The 19,939-nt window shown below is 74.0% G+C and carries 21 protein-coding genes; 12 read left to right on the forward strand and 9 right to left on the reverse strand.

From position 1 onward, the window contains the following. The first annotated feature begins 86 nt into the window (after positions 1–86). A complete protein-coding gene (locus tag ACIQOE_RS10130; RefSeq protein WP_401410835.1) occupies positions 87–1,265 on the forward strand; it encodes a saccharopine dehydrogenase family protein in 1,179 nt (392 codons plus the stop codon). Between the two features lie 93 nt (positions 1,266–1,358). Here ACIQOE_RS10130 and mmpA read toward each other — a convergent pair whose 3' ends face one another. From mmpA to ACIQOE_RS10150, 4 genes are all read right to left on the reverse strand, one after another. Continuing rightward, complete coding sequence (gene mmpA / locus ACIQOE_RS10135; protein ID WP_401410837.1) at positions 1,359–1,505, reverse strand: morphogenic membrane protein MmpA; 147 nt, start codon at positions 1,503–1,505, stop codon at positions 1,359–1,361. 75 nt (positions 1,506–1,580) lie between these two features. Next, positions 1,581–2,270 carry an endonuclease V gene (locus ACIQOE_RS10140; protein WP_399013332.1) on the reverse strand — a complete coding sequence of 230 codons (690 nt, stop codon included), beginning with the start codon at positions 2,268–2,270 and terminating at the stop codon, positions 1,581–1,583. Positions 2,271–2,320: 50 nt separating this feature from the next. Then, complete coding sequence (locus tag ACIQOE_RS10145; RefSeq protein WP_351314669.1) at positions 2,321–2,653, reverse strand: plasmid stabilization protein; 333 nt, start codon at positions 2,651–2,653, stop codon at positions 2,321–2,323. 53 nt (positions 2,654–2,706) lie between these two features. Further along, positions 2,707–3,810 (reverse strand): WD40/YVTN/BNR-like repeat-containing protein, encoded by a 1,104-nt coding sequence (locus ACIQOE_RS10150; RefSeq protein WP_401410840.1) that lies wholly within the window; start codon positions 3,808–3,810, stop codon positions 2,707–2,709. 202 nt (positions 3,811–4,012) lie between these two features. Here ACIQOE_RS10150 and ACIQOE_RS10155 point away from each other — a divergent pair, with 202 nt between their 5' ends. Beyond that, entirely contained in the window at positions 4,013–4,429 is a 417-nt protein-coding gene (locus ACIQOE_RS10155; protein ID WP_401410842.1) for an SsgA family sporulation/cell division regulator, read from the forward strand. Positions 4,430–4,436: 7 nt separating this feature from the next. Here ACIQOE_RS10155 and ACIQOE_RS10160 read toward each other — a convergent pair whose 3' ends face one another. Then, on the reverse strand, positions 4,437–5,270 hold the full coding sequence (locus ACIQOE_RS10160) for an isocitrate lyase/phosphoenolpyruvate mutase family protein (protein WP_365568389.1): 834 nt from the start codon (positions 5,268–5,270) through the stop codon (positions 4,437–4,439). Between the two features lie 327 nt (positions 5,271–5,597). Here ACIQOE_RS10160 and ACIQOE_RS10165 point away from each other — a divergent pair, with 327 nt between their 5' ends. From ACIQOE_RS10165 to ACIQOE_RS10175, 3 genes are all read left to right on the forward strand, one after another. Beyond that, complete coding sequence (locus ACIQOE_RS10165; protein WP_399013325.1) at positions 5,598–7,235, forward strand: ABC-F family ATP-binding cassette domain-containing protein; 1,638 nt, start codon at positions 5,598–5,600, stop codon at positions 7,233–7,235. Positions 7,236–7,334: 99 nt separating this feature from the next. Beyond that, on the forward strand, positions 7,335–8,111 hold the full coding sequence (gene ddaH / locus ACIQOE_RS10170) for a dimethylargininase (RefSeq protein ID WP_351314683.1): 777 nt from the start codon (positions 7,335–7,337) through the stop codon (positions 8,109–8,111). Between the two features lie 228 nt (positions 8,112–8,339). Further along, positions 8,340–9,314, forward strand: a complete 975-nt coding sequence (locus ACIQOE_RS10175) for an acyl-ACP desaturase (protein WP_351314686.1) — start codon at positions 8,340–8,342, stop codon at positions 9,312–9,314. A gap of 190 nt (positions 9,315–9,504) precedes the next feature. On the opposite strand, the gene ACIQOE_RS10180 is transcribed toward ACIQOE_RS10175, so the two are convergent. Further along, positions 9,505–9,759, reverse strand: coding sequence for a WhiB family transcriptional regulator (locus ACIQOE_RS10180; protein WP_351314689.1), 255 nt, complete (start codon positions 9,757–9,759; stop codon positions 9,505–9,507). Positions 9,760–10,018: 259 nt separating this feature from the next. Here ACIQOE_RS10180 and ACIQOE_RS10185 point away from each other — a divergent pair, with 259 nt between their 5' ends. Continuing rightward, positions 10,019–10,807, forward strand: a complete 789-nt coding sequence (locus ACIQOE_RS10185) for a VOC family protein (RefSeq protein ID WP_401411565.1) — start codon at positions 10,019–10,021, stop codon at positions 10,805–10,807. An 18-nt stretch (positions 10,808–10,825) separates the two neighbouring features. On the opposite strand, the gene ACIQOE_RS10190 is transcribed toward ACIQOE_RS10185, so the two are convergent. Both ACIQOE_RS10190 and ligD read right to left on the reverse strand, forming a co-directional pair. Further along, on the reverse strand, positions 10,826–11,863 hold the full coding sequence (locus tag ACIQOE_RS10190; protein ID WP_351314692.1) for a LacI family DNA-binding transcriptional regulator: 1,038 nt from the start codon (positions 11,861–11,863) through the stop codon (positions 10,826–10,828). A 108-nt stretch (positions 11,864–11,971) separates the two neighbouring features. After that, positions 11,972–12,991, reverse strand: coding sequence for a non-homologous end-joining DNA ligase (gene ligD / locus ACIQOE_RS10195; protein ID WP_351314695.1), 1,020 nt, complete (start codon positions 12,989–12,991; stop codon positions 11,972–11,974). Positions 12,992–13,106: 115 nt separating this feature from the next. On the opposite strand from ligD, the gene ACIQOE_RS10200 reads away from it, so the two are divergent. Both ACIQOE_RS10200 and ACIQOE_RS10205 read left to right on the forward strand, forming a co-directional pair. Beyond that, entirely contained in the window at positions 13,107–14,171 is a 1,065-nt protein-coding gene (locus tag ACIQOE_RS10200) for an ATP-dependent DNA ligase (RefSeq protein WP_401410845.1), read from the forward strand. A 179-nt stretch (positions 14,172–14,350) separates the two neighbouring features. Next, positions 14,351–15,343: a DUF3048 domain-containing protein gene (locus ACIQOE_RS10205; protein ID WP_401410847.1), complete on the forward strand. Its 993-nt coding sequence runs from the start codon at positions 14,351–14,353 to the stop codon at positions 15,341–15,343. On the opposite strand, the gene ACIQOE_RS10210 is transcribed toward ACIQOE_RS10205, so the two are convergent. After that, positions 15,340–15,804 carry a MarR family winged helix-turn-helix transcriptional regulator gene (locus ACIQOE_RS10210; protein ID WP_401410848.1) on the reverse strand — a complete coding sequence of 155 codons (465 nt, stop codon included), beginning with the start codon at positions 15,802–15,804 and terminating at the stop codon, positions 15,340–15,342. The genes ACIQOE_RS10205 and ACIQOE_RS10210 overlap by 4 nt on opposite strands. A gap of 223 nt (positions 15,805–16,027) precedes the next feature. Here ACIQOE_RS10210 and pcaH point away from each other — a divergent pair, with 223 nt between their 5' ends. The 4 genes from pcaH to pcaD are packed head-to-tail and all read left to right on the forward strand — an operon-like array spanning position 16,028 to position 19,877. Beyond that, on the forward strand, positions 16,028–16,801 hold the full coding sequence (gene pcaH, locus ACIQOE_RS10215) for a protocatechuate 3,4-dioxygenase subunit beta (RefSeq protein ID WP_401410850.1): 774 nt from the start codon (positions 16,028–16,030) through the stop codon (positions 16,799–16,801). 6 nt (positions 16,802–16,807) lie between these two features. Further along, a complete protein-coding gene (gene pcaG, locus ACIQOE_RS10220; protein WP_401410852.1) occupies positions 16,808–17,410 on the forward strand; it encodes a protocatechuate 3,4-dioxygenase subunit alpha in 603 nt (200 codons plus the stop codon). Positions 17,411–17,415: 5 nt separating this feature from the next. Further along, a complete protein-coding gene (gene pcaB / locus ACIQOE_RS10225; protein ID WP_401411567.1) occupies positions 17,416–18,762 on the forward strand; it encodes a 3-carboxy-cis,cis-muconate cycloisomerase in 1,347 nt (448 codons plus the stop codon). After that, positions 18,759–19,877: a 3-oxoadipate enol-lactonase gene (pcaD, locus tag ACIQOE_RS10230; protein ID WP_401410854.1), complete on the forward strand. Its 1,119-nt coding sequence runs from the start codon at positions 18,759–18,761 to the stop codon at positions 19,875–19,877. Before pcaB ends, pcaD begins: the two co-directional genes overlap by 4 nt. The last annotated feature ends 62 nt before the right edge of the window (positions 19,878–19,939 follow it).

Raw genomic sequence — 19,939 nt, forward strand, 5'->3', positions numbered from 1 at the left:
CAAGATACCCGGTGGGGGTGCGTCCGCACTCCTCACGCTAGCCTCAGCCACCGACAACGGCACGGGTTGCACCACCGAGAGGTGTCATGAGCAGGCTGAAGATGACGGACCGTCCCTACGACATCGTGCTCTTCGGGGCCACCGGCTTCGTCGGCGAACTCACCGCCGGCTACCTCGCCGCCCACGCGCCCCAGGGGCTGCGCTGGGCGATCGCGGCCCGGGACGAACGCAGGCTGGAGGCCCTGCGCGAGCGGCTGCCGGCCGGCACCGACGTCGGCCTGCAGCGCGCCGACGTCGCCGAGCCCGCCACGGTCCGCGCCCTCGCCGAGCAGGCGCGCGTGGTGGCCACGACGGTCGGCCCGTACGGCCGTTACGGCGAGGACCTGGTCGCGGCCTGCGCGGACACCGGCGCCGACTACCTGGACCTGTGCGGGGAGCCCGAGTTCGTCGACCTGACGTACGTGCGGCACGACGCACGCGCGCGGGAGACCGGTTCGCGGCTGGTGCACGCGTGCGGCTTCGACTCGGTCCCGCACGACCTGGGCGCCTACTTCACGGTCCGTGAGCTGCCCGAGGGCGTGCCGCTGACCGTGGACGGCTTCGTGACCGCCGACGCGACCTTCTCCGGCGGCACCTTCGCCTCCGTCCTCGACCAGTTCGCCCGCCCCCGGCAGATGATCGCCGCGGCCCGGGACCGCGCCCGGCACGAACCCCGGCTGATGCACCGCCGGGCCTCCGCGCCCGCGGGAGCGCCGCGCTTCGACGGCGAGATCGGCGCCTGGGCGCTGCCGCTGCCCACCATCGACGCCCAGATCGTGCGCCGTTCCGCCAAGGCCCTGGAGCGCTACGGCCCGGACTTCCGCTACCGGCACTACGCGGCCGTCAGGCGCCTCCCGATGGCGCTCGGCGGGATCACCGCGGTGGGCGCGGTGGCCGCGGCGGCCCAGCTGCCGCCCGCCCGGCGCTGGCTCTCGGACCGGCTCAGGCCCGGGGAGGGGCCGAGCGAGGAGAAGCGGGCCCGCAGCTGGTTCCGGGTGCGGTTCGTCGGCGAGGGCGGCGGACGGCGGGTCTACACGGAGGTCTCGGGCGGCGACCCCGGCTACGGCGAGACGGCGAAGATGTTCGCCGAGGCCGCGCTGTCCCTCGCCTTCGACGACCTGCCGGCGACGGCGGGCCAGGTGACGACCGCGCAGGCGATGGGCGACGCGCTGATCGAGCGCCTGCGCGGCGCCGGGATCGGCTTCCGGGTGGCCGCTACCCGCTAGACCCCGGCGCAACCGGCCCAGCGCGTCCCGCCTGCCACGATGGCACGCGGGTCCGACCCGTCACCGTGGCGGGTGGGGCGGATCTGCCGTGGGTCAGGACTGCCAGGTCAGGAGTGTGCAGAGCATGCCGGCGATCCAGGCGAGGCCGGCCAGGGCGGCGAAGACGAGTGCCGCGCCGACGGCGGGTTCGACGGGCGGGGCGGTGTCGGCCGGGACCTCGGATGCGCGATGTGTCGTCATGCGGGCCAGCCTGCCGCCGGGCCCCGGACGGCCGCATCCGTCCCCGTACTCAGTACGCCTGCTGAGTACGGGTGCTCAGGCCCGGGCCTCGCGCAGCGCCGCGCGGCACAGCGCGTCCGCGCGGCGGGTGGTCTCCGGCAGCCGGTAGCGCGGGGTGAGCGCCAGCGTGTGCGCGCACGCGTTGTCCAGGCTCACCCGGTGGCCGACGGAGACGAAGACCGGCTTGACGCCGTCCCGGGTGCGCAGCGCGCGGCCGACTTCCTCGGCACCGGCGAGGAGCGGCGCGTGGCTGCCGCGCGGGACGTCCGGTTCGTCGTGGACGAAGGTGAACGGGTTCTTGGCGACGCCGACGGTGGGCAGGCCGGTGAGGACGCCGAGATGGCTGGCGAGGCCGAAACGGCGCGGATGGGCCAGCCCGTAGCCGTCGCAGACGACCAGGCCCGGCGGGCACGGCAGGGCCTCCAGGGCGGCCCGTACGGTGGGGATCTCGCGGAAGGCGAGCAGGCCCGGCACGTACGGGAAGGAGACGTGCCCGACGGCGGTCGCCTCGGCCACGGGCTCCAGGGTCGCCGCGTCCAGCACGACGGCGGCCGCCGCGACCAGGTCCCGTTCGTCGTCGTAGGCGACGTCGACACCGGTGACATGCCCGGTGCCGGGCAGCGGTCCCGGCTCGTCGAGGACCACCCGCCCCCGCAGTGCGTCCTGCACGGCCAGCGCCGCTTCCTCGGTCGCGGGCCAGCCCGCGGGTACGCGTACGGTCGTCATGGTGACCATGAGCGTACGGCGCGGCACGCGCGCGTGCGGTGCCGGGGCGGTCAGCCCTTCCTGTCGTCCAGGGCGCGTTGCAGCTGCGCCTTGTTCATGTCGGAGCGGCCCCCGATGCCGCGCCGCCTGGCCTCCTCGTAGAGCTGGTCGTAGGTCGGGCCCGCCGCACCGCTGTGCGACCGCTTGCCGCCGCGCCGGCCCGAGGACATGTCCTCGAGGGACGTGCGGCTCGCCGTCGCCGACTCGCCGGCGCGGGCGCGTTCCTTGTTGACGGTCCGCGCGGCGATCTCCTCGGCGCGCTCCTCGTTCTCGCCCCGGTCGAGCGCGCTCTCCTTGATGTGCTCGTACTGGCGTTCCCGCTTGGGGCTGGATCCGCGTGGCATGGCCGCTCCTCTCCGTGTCCCCGCGTGGGTGGCCGCCACCGGGTACCCGCCCGTCACCGCTCCAGACGTGCCGCCCGCCCCTGCTCGCCCGCGGCCCAGCAGCTCAGGTCGGGGGTGCAGTCGACGGTGTCGTACGACCCGGTGTCGACGGTCCGCCAGGTGCTGCCGCCGTCGGTGGTCAGGTCGGTGCCGGTGGGGCCGACGGCGAGGGCGGCGGTGCGGCTGTGCGGCAGCCAGGCGACGCCGGAGCGGTAGGCGGGCGGCGGGGTCGGCGCGGACCGCCAGGTGCGGCCGCCGTCCCGGGTGACCGCACCGGCCCGCGGGGAGGTCTGGTCGGGGCGGTAGTCGCCGCCGACCGCGAGGCCGTGGGCGCGGTCGCGGAAGGCGAGGGCGAACACGCCCTTGGCCGGGTCGCCGGCCGGGACGGGCGTGTCGGCGGCGGTCCAGGTCAGACCGCGGTCGGCGGTGTGCAGCACGCGCGCGTGCGCGCCGCCGCCGGTGGCGAGCCAGGCGTCCTTGGGCCCCGAGGCGACCAGGCACTGACCACTGGCCGCGAACCCCGCCTCGCCGTCCAGGGCGGCCGGCATGCCCGTGTCGGGCAGCACCCGCCAGGAGCGGCCGCCGTCGCCGGTGGACAGGATCCGGAACCTCCCGTCCACCGGGTCGCTCATGGCCAGGCCGTGCCGGCGGTCGAAGAAGGTCATGCAGTCGTAGAACGCGGCCGGGTCGGTGTTGCGGAACGACTCGGTCCAGCTCGCCCCGCCGTCGTCCGTGCGGTAGACACGGGACGCCTCGCCCTCGCCGATCGCCAGCACCACCGCGCTGCGCGCGTCGAACGCCTCGACGTCCCGGAACTGCAGGTCGCCCGCGCCCGGCGGCGAGACGTTGTGCCAGGTGGTGCCGCCGTCGCCGGTGCGCAGCACCGTGCCGGCGGTTCCGGCCAGCCACGCGGTGTGCCGGTCGACGGCGGCCAGACCGCGGAACCGCACGTCCGGCGTGCCGGTGTTCTTGAGCGCCCAGTGCGGTGCCGGTGCGGCCGCGTGCGCGGAACCCGCGGTCAGCGCGGCCAGCGCCGCCGCGCACGCCACTCCCGCCGTCACCGTCCGGCTCGTCCGTCCCGTCCGCCCTGACCGTCGCGTGCTCCCCAAGCGCCTCATGGCGCGGGAAGTTAGCCCACCGGCCCGGTGCCGTCCAGAGGGCCCGGCCGTCGCCGCCCGGGTAAGTCCCGGGTGTGAATGCGCCCGGTGACCGAGGTCACTCGCCTCCCGCGTGCACGGATCGGGCGCTTCCGTCGTCTCTCCCAGTGCCAGGTCTCACACGCCCGGGAAATTCGTCCAGCCGTCGCTAGGGAGCAAGGCCTTGTCCACTGTCATCGAGCAGCCCGTAGAGGCCCGTCTGGTCGCCGCTTCGCCGCGGATGCCGAGCATCCCCGCCAGCCTGTGCTACGACAGCGAGGACCCCTTCGCCGTCCGGATGACCTTCCCCGCCCCGGCCACCCTGGAGGGCGTCGACGTCTGCTGGACGTTCTCCCGCGAGCTGCTCACCGCCGGCCTCGACGCCCCGGAGGGCAAGGGCGACGTGCGGGTCCGCCCGTACGGCTACGACCGGACCGTGCTGGAGTTCCACGCCCCCGAGGGCACCGCCGTCATCCATGTGCGCACGGGCGAGATCCGGCGGTTCCTGGAGGCGACCGGCGACCTGGTCCCCGCCGACCTCGAACATCTCCGGCTGGACCTCGACCAGGACCTGGCCGAACTGATGCGGGACGCCTGCTGACCCTGCCCTACCTGCCCAGCAGCGCGTTGAGTTCGCCGTAGCCGAGCCCCTCCGCGAGCCCTCCGTAGGTCCCCGCCTCCAGCAGCTCCCGCGCGGCGCGGCGGACCGTCGCGTGCGCGGCCTCGGCCAGGGCCGAACCGGCGCTCACCCGGGCCACGCCGAGGGCGGCCAGCTCGGCGACGGGCGGCGCGCCGGGGCCGACCAGCACGTTGAGCGGCCCGTCGACGCCCGCGACGAGCGCGGCGACCGTCTCCGGGTCGGTGACGCCGGGGACGAAGATCCCGTCGGCGCCCGCGCCGCGGTAGGCGGCGGCCCGTTCCAGGGTGTCGGCCACTCCCCCGGCGGCGCGCAGGAAGGTGTCGATCCGGGCGTTGACGAAGAGCGGCACGCCCGCCTCGTCGGCGGCCGCACGGGCGGCCGCGATCCTCCCGGCCTGCTCGGCGACCGGCCGCAGCGACCCGTTGCCCGCGCCGTCGTAGCGCGCGTCCTCGATGTTGACGCCGACGGCGCCCGCCGAGAGCACCGCGCGGACGGTGTCGGCGACGCCGTCCGGATCCTCGGCGAACCCGCTCTCGACGTCGGCGCTCACCGGCACCCGCACCGCGGCGGCGATCCGCGCGACCGCCTCCACCGCGCGGTCCCTGTCCAGCCGGTCGCCGTCGGGCGCGCCGAGGGCCCAGGCGAGCCCGGCGCTGGTGGTCGCCACCGCGGCCGCGCCCGCGTCCTCGGCGAGCCGGGCGCTCATCGCGTCCCAGGCGTTCGGCAGCACGAGCGGACGCCCCGGTACGTGCAGGGCGTGGAAGGCGAGGGCGGGTTCCCGGAGGGTGCTCAGGTTCGTCATGCGGACGACTCAACCATCCCCGGCGGCACCGGGGCTGGCAGGAATCCGACACGCAGGTGGAGCGGGGGCGCCGCCCTTAATTGCGTTGACACCCCGTCGGCGGCCTCCTAGCTTGGTCGACGGTTCTGTTGCCGTCGATAGGAGAAGGACGTTGCTCGTCTGAGGGATTCGAGACACCGCGTCACACCCGTGAGGTGTGTCCGTGGCGTTCGACCTCGGCGTGCGAGCCGTCCTCCGGCACAGGCATCTCCCCTCTGCCCCGGCTGCTGTCCCGCGGTGTCTCGGCACACGTCTGTCCCCGACACCGCAAGCAACCGCGAGGCGCCCATGTCTGCATCCGTCACCTGTACGTCCCTCTCCTTCTCCTGGCCCGACGGCACGGCCGTCCTCGACGGCCTGGACCTCGCCGTGGGTCCCGGCCGGACCGGTCTCGTCGGCGTCAACGGATCGGGCAAGTCCACCCTGCTCAAGCTCGTCGCCGGTGAGCTCACCCCGTCCGGCGGCACCGTGAAGGTGGCCGGCGAGGTCGGCTACCTCCCGCAGAACGTCACCCTCGACACCGCGCTGCGGGTCGAGGAGGCGCTCGGCATCGCCGCCCGCCGGGCCGCGCTGCACGCCATCGAGGCCGGCGACGCCTCCGAGGCGCACTTCGAGACGCTCGGCGACGACTGGGACGTCGAGGAGCGTGCCCAGGTCACCCTCGGCGAGCTGGGGCTCGGGCACATCGGGCTCGACCGGACCGTCGGCGAGGTCTCCGGCGGCGAGTCGGTGCTGCTGCGGCTGGCCGCGCTGCTCCTCGACCGGCCCGACGTCCTGCTCCTCGACGAGCCCACCAACAACCTCGACCTGTACGCCCGCAAGCGCCTGTACGCGGCCGTCGCGTCCTGGCCGGGTCTGCTGGTCGTGGTCAGCCACGACCGTGAACTCCTCGACCTGGTCGACCAGATCGCCGACCTGCGGGCCGGGGAGATCACCTGGTACGGCGGCAACTTCTCGGCGTACGAGGAGGCGCTCGCCGTCGAACAGGAGGCGGCCGAACGGATGGTGCGGGTCGCGGAGGCCGACGTCCGCAAGCAGAAACGCGAACTGTCCGACGCCCAGGTGAAACTGGCCCGCCGCAAGCGGTACGGGCAGAAGATGTACGAGCAGAAACGCGAGCCGAAGATCGTCATGGGGGCGCGCAGGCGGGCGGCGCAGGAGTCCGCGGGCAAGCACCGCATCATGCACGAGGAGCGGCTCAGCGAGGCCAGGGAACGGCTCGACGAGGCGGTGGAGGCGGTACGGGACGACGACGAGATCCGCGTCGACCTGCCGCACACGGCCGTACCGCCGGGCCGCGGCGTGCTGACGCTGGAGAACCTGGAACTCGCGCACGGCTCACGGGTGCGGGGGATCCTCGATCTGCGCGGGCCGGAGCGGATCGCGCTGGTCGGGCGCAACGGCGCGGGCAAGACGACGCTCCTGCGCACGATCGCGGGCGAGCTGGAGCCGGTCGCGGGCGAGGCGCACGCGCACGTGCCGCTGCGCTTCCTGCCGCAGCGGCTGGACGTGCTCGACGGCGAGCTGACCGTGGCGGAGAACGTGGCCGCGTTCGCGCCGGGCGCCACCAACAACCGGGTCCGGGCCCGGCTGGCCCGCTTCCTGTTCCGGGGCGCCCGCGCCGACCAGCGGGCGGCCACGCTCTCCGGCGGCGAACGCTTCCGTGCGGCGCTCGCCGCGCTGCTGCTGGCCGAACCGGCCCCGCAGCTGCTGATGCTCGACGAGCCGACGAACAACCTGGACATGGCGAGCGTGCGGCAGCTCACCTCGGCCCTGGAGTCCTACCAGGGCGCGCTGATCGTGGCCAGTCACGATCTTCCGTTCCTGGAGTCGGCGGGGATCACCCGCTGGCTGCTGATGGCGGACGGGGAGCTGACGGACACCACACCGGAGGAGGTGGCGAGTCTCAGGAGGGGCACAGCCTGACAACGAGGGTTTTGTCCGCACGGAACCGCGCTGCATGATGGCCGTCCGGTGTCGCCGAATCGGGGCGCCGGACCACGCCGCCGACCCCGGAGACCCGTCGTGCCCAGCAAGAAGGCCCTCATCCGTCGTCCCAGCCCGCGCCTCGCCGAAGGTCTGGTGACGCACATCGAGCGGGAGAAGGTCGACGTCGAGCTCGCCCTGGACCAGTGGGAGGCGTACGCGGAGGCGTTGCGCGAGCACGGCTGGGAGACCATCGAGGTCGAACCGGAGGACGACTGCCCGGACTCGGTCTTCGTCGAGGACACGGTCGTCATGTACCGGAACGTGGCGCTGATCACCCGGCCCGGCGCCGAGTCCCGGCGTGCGGAGACCGCCGGGGTCGAGGAGGCGGTGGCCCGGCTCGGCTGCTCGGTCAACTGGATCTGGGAACCGGGCACGTTGGAGGGCGGCGACGTCCTCAAGGCCGGTGACACGCTCTACGTCGGCCGGGGCGGCAGGACCAACGCGGCCGGGGTGCAGCAGCTGCGGGCGGTGTTCGAGCCGCTGGGCGCCCGGGTCGTCGCGGTGCCGGTGAGCAAGGTGCTGCACCTGAAGTCGGCGGTGACCGCGCTTCCCGACGGCACGGTCCTCGGGCACATCCCGCACGTGGACCGGCCCTCGCTGTTCCCGGGTTTCCTCGCGGTGCCCGAGGAGGCCGGCGCGCACGTGGTGCTGCTGGGCAGCGGCACGTTGCTGATGTCGGCGAGCGCGCCGAAGACGGCGGACCTGCTGACCGACCTCGGCCACGAGGTGGTGACGGTGGACATCTCGGAGTTCGAGAAGCTAGAGGGCTGTGTGACGTGCCTCTCGGTGCGGTTGCGGGAGTTGTACGTCTGACGGGGTGGTCGTCTCACTCCCCCGGCCCTGGGACCTGCGGGTCCCGGGGCTGCTTGGCATGTCCCGATTCGCCCTCGGCACAGCACCTGATCAGCACTCCTTACAGCGCACTTAACCTACGGCTTCGTAACCTACGGATTCGTAGCCTACGATCACGTAGGTTTCCGGCACCGCTCGCCGGTTCACTCCCGTTCATCCGCTCTTGTTCGGCGTCCCCCTGGAGTTCTCGTGACGATCACTTCTCCCCCTCTCGGCAGCTCGTCCGCCTGGACCGACGCGCGGCTGCTGTACGCCCTGGAGGAAGTGGTCGAGAAGGAGCTGAACCGCCACCTGAAGGTCGCCAAGGACTGGATGCCGCACGAGTACGTGCCGTGGTCCGACGCCCGTAACTTCCCCGGCCTCTTCGAGGACGGCGAGGCGTGGGGCAAGGAGCAGTCCAAGGTCACCGAGATCGGCCGGATCGCCCTGGTGGTGAACCTGCTCACCGAGGACAACCTGCCCAGCTACCACCACGAGATCGCCTCGCTGTTCGGCCGGGACGGCGCCTGGGGCACCTGGGTGCACCGCTGGACCGCGGAGGAGGGCCGGCACGGCATCGTGATGCGGGACTACCTGCTCGCCTCCCGCGCGGTGGACCCGGACAAACTGGAGCAGTTCAGGATGTCCCACATGAGCGAGGGCTTCGAGTCCGACAACGCGCACTCGATGCTGCACTCGGTCGCCTACGTCGCCTTCCAGGAACTGGCGACCCGCATCTCGCACCGCAACACCGGCCACCAGTCCGGCGACCCGGTCTGCGACCGCATGCTGGCCCGGATCGCGACCGACGAGAACCTGCACATGGTCTTCTACCGCAACCTGCTCAAGGCTGCCTTCGAGATCGCCCCGGACCTGACCATGCAGGCGGTGCGGGACGTCGTGGTGAACTTCCGGATGCCGGGACACGGCATCCCCGGTTTCGAGCGGGCCGCCGCGCAGATGGCCATCGGTGAGGTCTACAACCTGCGCATCCACCACGACGACGTGATCCAGCCGGTGCTGCGCCACCTGAGGGTCCTGCAGATCGACGGCCTCGGCCCGGACGGCCTGCGGGCGCAGGAGGAACTCGGCCTGTTCATGGGCGGCCTGGACGCGGAGGCCCTGAAGTTCGACGAGAAGCTGGCCGCCCGCAAGGCGCGCATGGCGGCCCGCGCCGGCGCCTGACCCCGCGCGGACGGGCCTGCCTCGCGGCGGGGCCCGTCCACCGGGAAGGGGGCGGGGCGGCCGGATCCGAACCGGCGTGCCCGCCTTGGCAGGGCGGTGCGCCTGTCTCTGCGCCACGTCCGGTCGCGTGCCCGGAGCCTAGCCCGGTGCGGTGGCAGGATCCCACCGGGTTTTCGCCGCCGGCCGCGGATCAGCGGGCGGCGCGCCGCAGTTCGAGCCGTTCCTTCTCGGACAGGCCGCCCCAGACGCCGAACCGTTCGTCGTTGTCGAGCGCGTACTCCAGGCAGGCCGAACGCATCTCGCACATACCGCAGATGCGCTTCGCCTCGCGTACCGAGCTGCCGGGCTCGGGGAAGAAGAAGTCCGCTCCGGTCTGCGCGCACAGCGCCTGCGCGTGCCAGACCGGGACGGGCGTGCGGGACGGGATCGTGGTGTCGAAGTGCATGGCCAGGATCGTGCCGTGCGGCGAAAAACGTTCGATCAACGCCCGCTCAACGGGCCCGCGACGGACCTCGGCGGCATCGATCATGCGCGACGGCACCACGCCCGCGCACGGCGGCGCGCGGAACGGAACGAAAACTCGGCGCGGACGTCCAGTGACCCACGGTAAGGGAGATCCGGTGGGCGTGCTCGGGCAGCGATTGTCAGTGGGCGGTGGAAGACTCGGCTCTGCAACGCACGGACCCCTTCCGAGGAGGGCGATGATGCTCACCACCCGTTTCGTCGACGGCGCTCCCAACTGGATCGACCTCGGCACCCCCGAGATCGACGGCGCCGTCTCCTTCTACAACGGCCTCTTCGGCTGGCAGTTCCAGTCCGCGGGACCGGACGCCGGCGGTTACGGCTTCTTCCGGCTGGACGGCCGGACCGTCGCCGGCGGCATGCAGACCACTCCCGAACAGGGCCCGCCGAGCTGGAACGTGTACTTCAAGAGCGAGGACGCGCAGGCCACCGCGAAGGCAGCCGAGCAGGCGCACGGCAGCGTCCTGGCCCAGCCGATGGACGTGATGGACCGGGGCCGGCTGGCGGTCCTCTCCGACCAGGCGGGCGTGACCTTCGGCATCTGGCAGCCCGGAGCGACCAAGGGCGTGGAGGCGGCGAGCGATCCGGGTGCGCTGTGCTGGGTCGAGCTGTACACCCCGGACATCGCGGCGGCGGCCGCTTTCTACCACAAGGTGCTGGGCCTGGAGACCTCCGGAGTGCCGTTCCCCGGGGGCACCTACACCTGTGTCAACCCGGCCGACGGTGACGACGACTCGGTGTTCGGCGGCATGGTCCCGCTCGCCGAGGACCCGGCCGAGGCGCAGACCGGCGCCTACTGGCTGCCGTACTTCGAGGTCGAGGACCCGGACGCGGTGGTGGAGAAGGCGCAGCAGACCGGCGGCAGGGTGCGGATGCCGGCGACCACGCTGGAGGGTGTGGGCTGGATGGCGAAGCTGGCCGACCCGTACGGCGCCCGGTTCGCGGTGATCAGGAGCGAGCCGCGCGGCTGAGGCCGGGGCCGACGCGCCCTAGGCGGTGGCGCGCCGTACCAGTGTCGTGGGCAGGACGACGCTGGACGGCGGGTCCGTCCCGGGAGCGGTGCGGTTCAGCGAGGCCAGCAGCAGGCGGGCCATCAAGCGTCCCATCTCCTCTATGTCCTGACGGACCGTCGTCAGCGCAGGCTCGCTGCGCTCGGTGACGGGCAGTACGTCGTCGAAGCCGATCACGGCCACGTCCTCGGGCACCCGGCGGCCGCGTTCGCGCAGCACACGCAGGACCCCGAGCGCGGTGAGGTCGTTGGCCGCGAACACGGCGTCGACGTCGGGGCGGCGGTCGAGGAGTTCGCCCATGGCGTGCTCGCCGCCGGCCGGGGTGAAGTCGCTCGCCACGACCAGCTGCGGATCCGACTCGCCCAGCGCGTCCATGACGTCCCGGTAGCCCTGCAGGCGGTCGGCGGCCGACGTCTGGTCCAGGGGCCCGGTGATGTGCGCGATCCGGGTCCGGCCGAGGCCTGCGAGATGGCGTACGGCGTCCCGGGCACCGCCCCGGTTGTCGCAGTCGACGTACACGGCGCTGTCGCCGCCGTCGCTCCAGCCGGGCCGGCCGCCGAACACGACGGGGACTCCGGAGCCGTCGATCAGGCCGGGCAGCGGGTCGTCGAGGTGCAGCGAGAAGACGAGCGCGCCGTCGACGTGCCCGCCGGTGAGGTAGCGGGCCACGCGCGCGTGGTCGTCCCGGCCCTCGGTGAGCAGCAGCACGAGCTGGTTGTCGTGGGCGGTCAGTTCCTTGCTGATGCCGCGCAGTTGGAGGGCGAAGAACGGGTCGGTGAAGATCCGGGTCTCGGGCTCGGCGATGACCACGGCGATCGCGTCGTGCCGCCGGGTGACCAGGCTGCGGGCCGCCTGGTTGGGGACGTAGCCGAGTTCCTCGACCGCCCTGCGGACCCGCTCGACGAGGGGTTCGCGCACCCCGTCCCCGCCGTTGACCACCCGTGACGCGGTGGCCCGGGAAACCCCGGCCCGTGCGGCCACGGCCTCCAGGGTGGGGCGCGACACTGCCTCGGACACCTCGGCCCTCCTCGTCGGCGGCTGACGATCAGCATAGCCCCGGACGGGCGGCGCCGCCGGGGCCGGGCGGACCGCGGCAGGACCCGCGGGATGCGCCGACTCCCCTCGTCAGGAGGGCTGTTCGGGCCGGGCGCGGCTCGGCTGGACGCGCTTGGGCTCGCCCGGCATCTTCGGATACTCCGGCGGGTAGGGCAGGTCGCCGAGGCCGTGGTCGTGCTCGTCGCGGCGGGCGAGTTCGAGCAGCGCGTCGAGGGAGTAGGCGTGGTCGTCCATGTCGGCGTGCACGTCGCCGACTTCGGCGAAGCGGGCCGGCATGGTGACGAGGTCGAAGTCGTCCGGCTGCACGTCGTCCACCTCCACCCAGCGCAGCGGCGCGGAGACCGGGGCGTCGGGGCGGGGCCGCAGGGAGTAGGCGGAGGCGATGGTGCGGTCGCGGGCGGTCTGGTTGTAGTCGACGAAGATGCGGGCGCCGCGCTCCTCCTTCCACCACTTGATCGTCACCCGGTCCGGCATCCGGCGTTCCAGCTCGCGGCCCAGGGCGATCGCCGCGCGCCGTACCTGGGTGAAGGTCCAGCGCGGTTCGATGGGCACGAACACGTGCAGTCCCCGGCCGCCGGAGGTCTTGGGCCAGCCCCGCAGCCCGCCGAACTCGTCCAGGACGGACCGCAGTTCGTGGGCGGCTCGGACGGCGTCGGCGAAGTCGGTGCCGGGCTGCGGGTCGAGGTCGATGCGCAGTTCGTCGGGGCTGTCGACGTCGGTGCGGCGCACCGGCCAGGGGTGGAAGGTGAGGGTGCCGTACTGGGCGGCCCACACCACGGCGGCCTCCTCGGTGGGGCACATCTCGTCGGCGCTGCGGCCGCTGGGGAAGGTGATGTGGGCGGTGGGGATCCAGTCGGGCATGCCCTTGGGCGCGCGCTTCTGGTAGAACCACTCGCCCTCGACACCGTCCGGGTAGCGCTGCAGGGTGGTGGGGCGGTCGCGCAGGGCGCGCAGGATGCCGGGGGCGACGGCCGCATAGTAGCGGGCGACGTCCAGCTTGGTGAAACCGCGCTCGGGGAAGAACACCTTGTCCGGGCTGGACAGCCGTACGGTCCGGCCGGCCACCTCCAGTTCCACCGCTTCGCCCATGCCGCCACGGTAGGCCGACCGCCCGCCCCGCGCACATCGGTTGCGCCCGGCCGGCGGGGACCTGGGCCGGGGAATCCGCCGCGCGCGGCAGGGGGTCCGCTCGTAGAGTCGTGGCATGGATCTGCCGGTGATGCCACCCGTCAAGCCGATGCTCGCCAAGTCGGTGGCGGCGATCCCGCCGGACATGCAGTACGAGGCGAAGTGGGACGGCTTCCGCGCGATCGTGTTCCGGGACGGCGCCGAGGTGGAGCTGGGCAGCCGCACCGGCAAGCCGCTGACCAGGTACTTTCCCGAGCTGGTCGCGGCGCTGGCGGAGCGGGTGCCGGACCGGTGCGTGCTGGACGGGGAGATCGTGATCGCGCGGGAGGGCAGGCTGGACTTCGACGCGCTGACCGAGCGGATCCATCCGGCGGACTCCCGGGTGCGGACCCTCGCGGAGCGGACGCCCGCCTCGTTCGTCGCCTTCGACCTGCTGGCGCTGGCCGACGAGTCCCTGCTGGACGCTCCGCTGACCGACCGCCGCGCGCTGCTGACCACGGCGCTGGCCGACGTCACCCCGCCGGTCCACCTGGCGCCCGCGACGACGGACGTGGAGGTGGCCCGGCGGTGGTTCGAGCAGTACGAGGGGGCCGGGCTCGACGGGGTGATCGCCAAGCCGCTCACCCTGCGGTACCGCCAGGACGAGCGCGCCATGTTCAAGATCAAGCACGAGCGGACCGCCGACGTCGTGGTGGCGGGCTACCGCCTGCACAAGAGCGGCCCGGTGGTCGGCTCGCTGCTGCTCGGCCTGTACGACGACCGGGGCGCCCTCCAGCACGTGGGCGTCTCGGCCGCGTTCCCGATGAAGCGGCGGGCCGAGCTGATCGAGGAGCTGGAGCCGCTGCGTCTGGACGACGTCTCCGCGCATCCGTGGGCGGCCTGGGCCGAGGAGGCCGCCCACGAGTCGGCGCGGCTGCCGGGCGCGCCGAGCCGCTGGTCGGGCAAGAAGGACCTGTCCTGGGTGCCGCTGCGGCCCGAGCGGGTCGCGGAGGTGGCGTACGACCACATGGAGAACGGCGCCCGCTTCCGCCACACGGCTCGCTTCCGCCGCTGGCGTCCTGACCGCACCCCGGACAGCTGCACCTACGCCCAGCTGGAGGAACCGGTGCGGTACGACCTCGCGGAGATCCTCGGCTCCTAGGCCGTGTCCGCGAGGTGCCGTCCGGCCGTTCCCGTCCGCCTCGCGGCTCCGGGGCCCTTCGCCGCCGTGCCGGCCCCGGCGGGCCGTGCGGCGGTGCGTGATCGGTTTCGACCGGGTATGGCCACCGGTGAACCGATCAGCACACAATCAAGGGGACGAACGGGGTGGCAACGGTGGGCATGCGAGACACGGCGCCGACGCGCCGGAGCGTGCTGAGAGGCGCACTGGCCGCGGCCGTGCTGACGGCCTCTCTCACGGCGGGCTGCACCCGGCACGGCGGCCCGGACGACGGACGCGCGCCGGACGGCAGCCCTGCGCCGGACGGCAGCGCGAGGCCGGACGGCCGGCACTCCGCCGGCACCGGGTCCGTCCTGGCCGTGAAGATCGACAACGCGGCCGCGGCCCGCCCGCAGACCGGGCTGGACGCGGCCGACGTGGTGTACGCGGAGCAGGTGGAGGGCGGGCTCAGCCGCCTGATGGCGGTGTACGCGACCAGGCTGCCCGAGGTCGTCGGCCCGGTGCGCAGCGCCCGCGAGTCCGATCTGGAGCTGCTGCGCCAGTTCGACGGCCCGACGCTCGCCTTCTCCGGGGCCCAGCACAAGCTCCTGCCGCTGATCGACCGGGCACCGCTGCGGCCGAAGACCCCCGACACGGCGTCCGCCGCCTTCTACCGGGGCGGCGACAGGGCGGCCCCGCACAACCTGTATCTGCGCCCCGCCCGCCTGATGTCCGGCCCGCCCGGCGAGGCGGCGCTCACCACGGGCTTCCGCCATGGCCCGGCCCCGGCCGGCGGCACGGTCACCGCCGCCCGCACCGTGCGGTACCCGGCGGCACGCTTCACGTTCACCTGGTCCGCGGACCGTAAGCGCTGGCTGGTGTCGATGGACGGCGCTCCCACCCCGACAGCGGCCGGCCGGCGGCTGGAGCCCGCGACGGTCGTGGTGCAGCACGTGCGGGTCCGCACCTCGGCGTACCACGACGTGCTCGGCAACTACACGCCGTACACCGAGACGGTGGGCACCGGGAAGGCCGAAGTGCTGCGGGACGGACGGTCGTTCGAGGCCACCTGGACCCGGCGCACGGCCGCCGACGGCACGACGTTCACCGGCGCGGACGGCGCTCCGGTGGACTTCGCCACGGGCCAGGTGTGGGTGGTGTTCGCGGCGCGTTAGGACTGCGGGACGAGCGGCTGCCCGGGGTCGCGCAGTTCCTCCGCCGCGTCCGAGACCCGGCGGATCAGCTCGAAGAACCGGGCCTGCTCCTCGGCCGAGAGCGGGGCCAGGAAGACCTGGTTCATGCGGGCGGTGCGCAGGGCGAGCCTGCCGTGGGTGCGCAGGCCGTCGCCGGTGAGGCGCAGCAGGAAGCGGCGGCCGTCCTGCGGGTCGCGGACCTTGTCGAGCAGCCCGCGCCGGCCGAGCCTGGCGACGACCTCGGCGATGGTCGACCGGTCCAGCCCCACCCGCTCCCCCACCGTGCGCTGGTCGAGTCCCGGCTCGGCGACGAGGGCGTTCAGGACGGCGAACTGCGGTGAGGTGATCTCCTCCGAGACCATCGTGTTCCACAGCAGGTAGTGGGCCTGCTGGAGCCGCCGGGCCAGGTGCCCGGGGTGGGTGGTGAGGTCCACGGCGGCCATGCGCGCCCCCAAGGTCGGGATCGGATGATGCTGACAAATCGGTTGGTGCACTGAACGATACGCGCCTGCGCCGCGCTCTGTCCGTCGATCCGTCTCCTGTCGTCCCAGCTCTTGACGTGTTTAGGCGCCAGTGGCAGCGTGAGGGCGTCTCGCCGAAATAGTCAGTGCGCTGATTAATCTGTCCGATCGCCCCGCCGTCACGGCGCGCCACCGAGGACCCTCCATGACACTCACCCAGGACGACATCGACCAGGAGATCGCGGCGGCGCGCGCCGCCTACGCCGAGCGCGTGGCCGGCGGCGCCCCGATCGAGCACCATCCCCGCCGCAACTACGCCCCCTACCGGTCCTCCGTCCTGCGCCATCCCCGGCAGCCGCCGGTCGCCGTCGACACCGGCGAGGACCCCGAGCTGGTGGAGCTCCACTCCCCCGCCTTCGGGGAACGGGACATCACCGGCACCGACAACGACCTGACCCGGCAGCACAGCGGTGAGCCCATCGGCGAGCGCATCACCGTCTCCGGGCGGCTGCTCGACCGGGACGGCCGGCCGGTCCGGGGCCAGCTGATCGAGATCTGGCAGGCCAACGCGGCGGGCCGCTACGCCCACCGGCGCGAGCAGCACGACGCCCCGCTGGACCCGAACTTCACCGGCGCCGGCCGCACGCTCACGGACGCCGACGGCGGATACCGCTTCACCACCGTCCAGCCGGGCCCCTACCCCTGGCGCAACCACCTCAACGCCTGGCGTCCGGCGCACATCCACTTCTCGATGTTCGGCACGGCCTTCACCCAGCGGCTCGTGACCCAGATGTACTTCCCGGCCGACCCGCTGTTCCCGTACGACCCGATCATCCAGTCGGTGACGGACGACGCGGCCCGGCAGCGCCTGGTCGCCGCCTACGACCACAGCCTGTCGGTGCCGGAGTTCTCGATGGGCTACCACTGGGACATCGTGCTGGACGGCCCGCACGCCACCTGGCTCGAAGAAGGGCGCTGACCTGCCATGACGAAGACCGACCCGAGCAGCCCCGGGACCGTGCGGCCCACTCCGTCGCACACCGTCGGCCCGTTCTACGGCTACGCGCTGCCCTTCCTCGGCGGCGAGGACATCGCGCCCCTCGGGCACCCCGACACGATCACGGTCCACGGCTACGTCCTGGACGGCGCGGGCGCCCCGCTGCCCGACGCGCTCGTGGAGCTGTGGGGCGCCGATCCTGACGGGAACATGTCCACCACCGACGGATCGATCCGCCGCGACCCGGCGACCGGTGACCCGCTCGGCCGCAACGGCGTGGAGTTCACCGGCTGGGGCCGGATCCAGACGGACGCCGACGGGCACTGGTACGCGCGGACGCTGCGGCCCGGCGCCCGCGGCGGCAGCGCGCCGTACCTCAGCGTCTGCCTGTTCGCGCGCGGCCTGCTGGTGCACCTGTTCACCCGCGTCTACCTGCCGGGCGACGAGGCGGCGCTGGCCGCCGACCCGCTGCTGGCCCGGGTCGGCGCGCGGCGCGACACGCTGGTCGCCGCCGACGAGGGCCGCGGGACCTACCGTTTCGACATCCGCCTTCAGGGCGAGGGCGAGACGGTCTTCCTGGAGTTCCAGTGACAACAGTGGGGTACGGCGGCGGTGACGCCGGGCTGCTCGGACCCGGGTGGGCCGGGTCGGCCGCCGCGTCGGCGACCGGAGACGACGCCTGGCTGCGGGCCCTGCTGGACGCGGAGGCGGCCCTCACCCGCGCCCAGGCGGCGCTGGGGCTGGCCCCGGCCGGGGCCGCGGCGGCGGTGACCGGGGCGGCCGATCCGGACCGCTTCGACGTCACCGCCCTCGCGGAGCGCGCCCGGGCCGGCGGCAACCCGGTCATCCCCCTGGTCGCCGCCCTGACGGCGGCGGCGGGAGCGGAGTACGGCCCCTTCGTGCACCGCGGCGCCACCAGCCAGGACATCATGGACACGGCGGCGATGCTGGTCGCCGCCCGCACCCTGGACCTGATCCTCACCGACCTCGGGCGCATCGGGCAGGCGCTGGCCCGGACGGCCGCCGAGCACCGCGACACGCCGATGCCGGGCCGTACGCTCACCCAGCACGCCGTGCCGACCACCTTCGGGCTGAAGGCGGCGGGCTGGCGTTCCCTGGTCCTCGACGCCCGCGACCGCATGTCCGGGGTCCGGGCCGCGCTGCCCGCGCAACTCGGCGGCGCCGCGGGCACCTTGGCGGCCTTCGGCGCCTACGGCGCGGACCGGCCCGAACAGCTGCCCGCCGCCTACGCGCGCGAACTCGGCCTCGCCGAGCCCCTGTTGCCCTGGCACACCCTGCGGACGCCGGTCGCCGACCTGGCCGGGTGCCTCGCCTTCGCGGCCGGAGCGCTGGGCAAGGTCGCCGTCGACGTGCTGACGCTGTCCCGCACCGAGACCGGCGAGCTGTCCGAGGGCGGCACAGGCGGCTCGTCGGCGATGCCGCACAAGGCGAACCCGGTGCGGGCCACGCTGGTGGCGGCCGCCGCCCGGCGGGCCCCGCAGCTGGCCGCCGTCCTGTACGGCTCGGTGGTCGCGGAGGACGAACGGCCGGCCGGTGCCTGGCACGCCGAGTGGGAGCCGCTGCGGGACCTGCTGCGTACCGTCGGGGGCGCGGCGCGGGACACGGCGGAGCTGACGGAGGGGCTGCGCGTGCACCCGGACGCGATGCGCCGGAACCTGGACCTCACCCGCGGGCTCGTCGTCTCCGAGCGGCTGGCCGCCGAACTGGCCGCCCTGCTCGGCCGGGACCGGGCCCGGGAACTGCTCACCGAACTGGCCCGCCGCGCCCACGCCGAGCGGCGCCCGCTGCGCGACCTGCTCGCCGAGGAGGCCTCGGCGCGGGACTCGGCACTCAAAGACGTCGACCTCGACGACCTGACCGACCCGGCCCGCTACACCGGCTCCGCCGGCGTCCTCACCGACCGTGCCCTGGAGCGACGTTGACCGAGAACCTGCTCGACCACCGGGCCGAGGGCCCCTCTTCCGCTCCCCCGCTGCTGCTCGGGCCCTCGCTCGGCACCTCGTACGCGCTGTGGGACACCGTGGCGCCCGAACTGTCCGCCCGCCACCGGGTGGTGCGCTGGAACCTGCCGGGACACGGCGGTGCCGCGCCCGGCCTGGTCAGGGCCGGAGCGACCGTCGGCGACCTGGCCGGGCTGGTGCTGGCGCTCGCCGACTCGCTCGGCATCGAGCGGTTCGGCTACGCCGGGGTGTCGCTGGGCGGCGCGGTCGGCCTGCACCTGGCCGTCCACCACCCGGACCGGCTGGAGAGCCTGGCCGTGATCTGCTCCTCCGCCCACTTCGGCGGGTCCAGGCCCTGGCAGGAGCGGGCCGCGCGGGTGCGCCGGGAGGGCGTGGCATGGCTCGCCGGGACCGCGGACGCCCGCTGGTTCACGCCCGGCTTCAGCGTGCCGCGCCTGGTCGAGGACCAGCGGACGGCGGATCCGGAGGCGTACGCCGCCTGCTGCGACGCGCTGGCCGCCTTCGACCTGCGCGACCGGCTCGGCGAGATCGCCGTGCGGACCCTGCTGATCGCGGGCCGGCGGGACCCGGCGACCCCGCCGCCGCACCTGCGGGAGATCGCGGACGCGGTACCGGCGGCCACGCTGGTCGAGCTGCCCGGCGCCGCCCACCTGGCACCCGCGCAGTGCCCCGACGGCGTCCTCGCCGCGCTCCGCCCGCACCTGGACGGCCCCGCGGGCCGGGGCACGGCGGTGCGCCGGGAGGTGCTGGGCGACGCGCACGTGGACCGCGCGCAGGCCCGCCAGACGCCGTTCACGGCCCGCTTCCAGGACTTCATCGCGCGCTACGCCTGGGGCGAGATCTGGACCGACCCGACCCTCACCCGCCGCGAGCGCAGCATGATCACCCTCACCGCGCTGGTCGCGCACGGCCACCACGACGAGCTGGCCCTGCACGTGAAGGCCGCCCGGCGCAACGGGCTCACGCCGGAGGAGATCGGCGCGGTCCTGTTGCAGACGGCCGTGTACTGCGGGGTCCCGGCGGCCAACGCGGCGTTCGCCACGACCCAGCGGGCGCTGGCGGAGGAGGCAGGGTGATCCTGGCGGTCGTAGTCCCGGCAGGGTGCGGCATCCGGCGGGCGGCCGTGCCTACGCTGGCG

It is taken from the genome of Streptomyces sp. NPDC091282, assembly GCF_044757385.1.
Taxonomy (GTDB): domain Bacteria; phylum Actinomycetota; class Actinomycetes; order Streptomycetales; family Streptomycetaceae; genus Streptomyces; species Streptomyces gramineus.